This is a genomic window from Curtobacterium uvaldense, from assembly GCF_028307415.1.
In the GTDB taxonomy this organism is placed as follows: Bacteria; Actinomycetota; Actinomycetes; order Actinomycetales; family Microbacteriaceae; genus Curtobacterium.
The window spans coordinates 1-3,504 of sequence record NZ_JAQMHU010000062.1; the positions used below are offsets into that span (position 1 = coordinate 1).

The following is a 3,504-nucleotide window of genomic DNA, read 5'->3' on the forward strand; positions in this document are numbered from 1 at the left end:
CCCCCCCCCCCCCGCCCCCCCCCCCCCCCCCCCCCCCCCCCCCCCCCCCCCCCCCCCCCCCCCCCCCCCCCCCCCCCTGGGCGGTGCCGCGCTCAGTGGGCGAGCGGCAGCCAGACGCGCATCGGTGCGGGGCCGCGGTTCGCCCAGGCGTAGTACGGCACGGCGGTCGCGGTGACGGCCTGGAGGCCGGTGGTCGCGTCGGCGGGACCGGCCGTGGTCGCGGAGCCGGCCGCGTCGGTGACGGGGGTCGCCCCGGCGGGACCGGCCGCGGTCGCGGAGCCGGCCGCTTCGGTCACGGGGGTGGCGTCGGCGGGGTGCGTCGCGCCTCCCGTCCGCTCCAGCCGTCGGTACGGCCACGCCGCCTGCTCGTGCCGCGCCGGAGCGTGCCCGGCGACGCGCAGCGTGACGACGCCGTCGAGCAGGTCGTCGCGGCGCTCCTCGGTTACCGGCGCGCTCGCGTCGACCGTCAGGTCGTCGACCGTGAAGCCCTGCTGGTCCGCCTGCTCGACGGCGTAGACGAGCGGCCCGCGCTCGATCGCCACCTGGCCCCGTGCCGCGTCGATGCGGGGATCCGCCACGTAGCGGTGCGGCGTCGTGTCGAAGGCGAGCTCGACGGTGTCACCGGCCGTCCACGCGCGCTCGACCACGTGCAGGGTGCCGGGCTCCGGGGTCGCGGTGCCGTCGGGGGTGGTCACGGTGGTGGTGTCCGACCACGCCGGGATGCGGAGTCCGAGCGCCAGGGGGCCGTCCTCGGTCACCGTGACGACCACGCGGCCGTCGTGCGGGTAGCCGGTCGCGACGCGGACGGGGCCGAGGTCGGCGTCCGCGTACTGGTGGACCTGCAGGCCGCCGTCGGTCGCCGTCGCCAGGTACCCGTCGAGGCTCGCGAACGTGCGCATGATGTTCGGCGGGCAGCAGGCGCAGTCGAACCAGCCGCGACGTCCGTGGGCGGGGGAGCGGTTCTCGTCCTGGTGCGCGCCGTCGCGGTGCTGCAGCGGGTTGACGTAGAAGTACTCGGTGCCGGCGAGGCTCACGCCGGGCAGGAACGCGTTGTAGAGCAGGCGCTCGATCGCATCGGCGTACACGGGCTTCCCCGTCGCGAGCAGCAGCCGCCACGCCCACTGGATGCCGCCGATGGCCGCGCACGTCTCGGCGTAGCCGCGGTCCGTCGGGAGCTCGTACGGGTCGCCGAACGCCTCCCAGTCCCAGCGGGCGCCGAGGCCGCCGGTGATGAACGCCTTCGTGGCCGTCATGTCCGCGAACTGGCGCTCGCTCGCCGTGAGGAGCTCGGTGTCGCCGGTCTCGATCGCGACGTCCACGGCACCGGCGGCCAGGTAGACGGCGCGGACGGCGTGGCCCTCGACGGTGGTGGCCTCGCGGACGGGGACCCGGTCGGAGAAGTACGTCGGCTCGCCGCCGGCGCGCTCGATGATGCCGCGCCCGCGGGCGTCGACGAACCAGTGCGCCAGGTCGAGGTAGGCGCGGGTGCCGGTCTCGCGGTACAGCTCGACGAGCCCCATCTCGACGACGGGGTGGCCGTCGACGTCCTGGGTGCGGTCGTCACCCGGGCCGAACGTCCGGACGAGGTGGTCGGCGTTCCGCACGGCCACCTCGAGCAGGCCGGTGTCACCCGTGGCGCGGTGCTGCGCGACCGCGGCCTGGTACAGGTGCCCGGCGCAGTACATCTCGTGGCTCCACTTCAGGTCGACGTACCGCTCGCCCCCGCCCCGGACCTGCTGCACCGAGTCGAGGTAGCCGTCCTCCGCCTGCGCCCTGGCGTAGAGCGCTGTCACCTCGCGCTGCAGCTCGAGCAGGTCGTCGGCCGGGGCCCGGCCGTACTCCCACGCAACGGCCTCGAGCCACTTCGTCACGTCGGAGTCCATGAAGATCGGCCCGACCGCCTCGCCCTGCTCGTCGCCCGCGGCGATGCGCAGGTTCCGGAAGTTCCCTGCGTCGCGGAGGCGCTCGTACCCGCTGCGGACGGCGTCGCGACCGTTGCGGTCCTGGCGCAGTGCCCAGAAGCCCCCGGTGATGCGCGCAGCGCCGGCGGGGAGCGGACGGGACACCAGGTGTGCACCCGCGGTCGGGAGGACCGGGGTCGCGGTCCGCGCCCCGCGTCCCGTCGCGGGGGTGGCCGTCGGGGTTCCGGTCGTGGTGGTCATGGCGCCTCCTTGCGTCTGACTGGCGGCCGTCCGTGCGGAAAGCGCTTTCCGGGACGACCGTACGACAGGTGGTGCGGCAGCACAAGAGCGCAGTCGCCTAGGATCGGCGCGGGCTCGGTCGGCCGGGCCCCTGCCGGAAAGGACGTTGCCGTGGCCACGGACCGCAGAGCCCGACTCGCTCGCATCAGCGACGTCGCAGCGCTCGCCGGGGTGTCCATCGGGACGGCGTCGAAGGCGCTGAACGACACCGGGCAGCTGCGCGACGAGACCCGGGCGCGGGTCAAGGACGCGGCGGAGAAGCTCGGGTTCGTCGGCGACGCACGTGCCCGTGCGCTGTCCTCCGGTCGGACGTGGACGGTCGGCATGGTGACGACCGACTCGTTCGGACGGTTCACGATGCCGGTGCTGCTCGGGGCCGAGGACGCCCTCTCCGCCGGCGAGGTGATGGTCCTGGTCGCCGACACCCGCGACGACCACGTGCGCGAGGCCCACTACCTCCGGTCGCTCGTCGCCCGCGGCGTCGACGGCATCATCGTCACCGGCCGCTCCGCCGATGCCCGGCCGCCGATCGAGGTGCCGGTCCCGGTGCCCGTCGTCTACGCGCTGACCCCGTCCACCGACCCCGCGGACGTCTCGATCACACTCGACGACCCCGCCGGCGCTGCTGCTGCGGCGGCGCACCTCGTCGGACTCGGGCGGCATCGGGTCGCCGTCGTCACGGGCCCGCAGGACGCGCGGTCGGCGGTCGACCGGGCGCGCGGGGCTGCCCCGGTGCTCGGTGACCGGATGGTGGGCGCTCCGATGCACGGGGAGTGGTCCGAGCGCTGGGGGCGGCAGGCCGTCGACCTGCTCGACCGGGAGCCGTCCGCGGTGGACGCGGTGCTGTGCGGGAACGACCAGATCGCCCGTGGCGTGTGCGACCGACTGCGGGAGACCGGGCGGTCGGTGCCGGGGGACGTCGCCGTGACCGGGTACGACGACTGGGACGTGGTGGCGCTCGCGTCGCGGCCCCCGCTGACCACCGTCGACATGCGGCTCGACGAGCTCGGTCGCATCGCGGGCCGGGCGCTGCTCGAGCTCGTGGCCGGAGGGAGTCCGGTCTCGACGGCCGTCACCCCGTCGCTCGTCGTCCGCGAGAGCACCCTCGGCGCGTAGTCCGGCGGCAGGCGCGCGGTCGCCAGGCGGCGGGCGGGGGTGCCCGGCTGCGCGAGCGGGCACGACCCGCCGCGGGCGTGCCGCCGAGCGGGCACGACCTGCCGCGGGGTTGCCGCCGAGCGGGCGAGATGTGTCGGCGAGGGGGGCCAAGGGTGACAGATCGTGCCCGCTCGGTGGGGCTCGGCAC

2 protein-coding genes are annotated in these 3,504 nt (G+C 75.7%); one reads left to right on the forward strand and one right to left on the reverse strand.

Annotation, left to right across the window (positions count from 1 at the left end; genetic code table 11):
- Positions 1-92: 92 nt before the first annotated feature.
- Positions 93-2,162: a glycoside hydrolase family 127 protein gene (locus PIJ49_RS16870; RefSeq protein ID WP_066655652.1), complete on the reverse strand. Its 2,070-nt coding sequence runs from the start codon at positions 2,160-2,162 to the stop codon at positions 93-95.
- A 150-nt stretch (positions 2,163-2,312) separates the two neighbouring features.
- Here PIJ49_RS16870 and PIJ49_RS16875 point away from each other — a divergent pair, with 150 nt between their 5' ends.
- Positions 2,313-3,317, forward strand: a complete 1,005-nt coding sequence (locus tag PIJ49_RS16875; RefSeq protein WP_209685698.1) for a LacI family DNA-binding transcriptional regulator — start codon at positions 2,313-2,315, stop codon at positions 3,315-3,317.
- The last annotated feature ends 187 nt before the right edge of the window (positions 3,318-3,504 follow it).

Coding starts and splice junctions, on each gene's coding strand:
- PIJ49_RS16870 (WP_066655652.1), bottom strand. CDS start 2,162: ATGACCACCACGACCGGAACCCCGACGGCCACCCCCGCGACGGGACGC.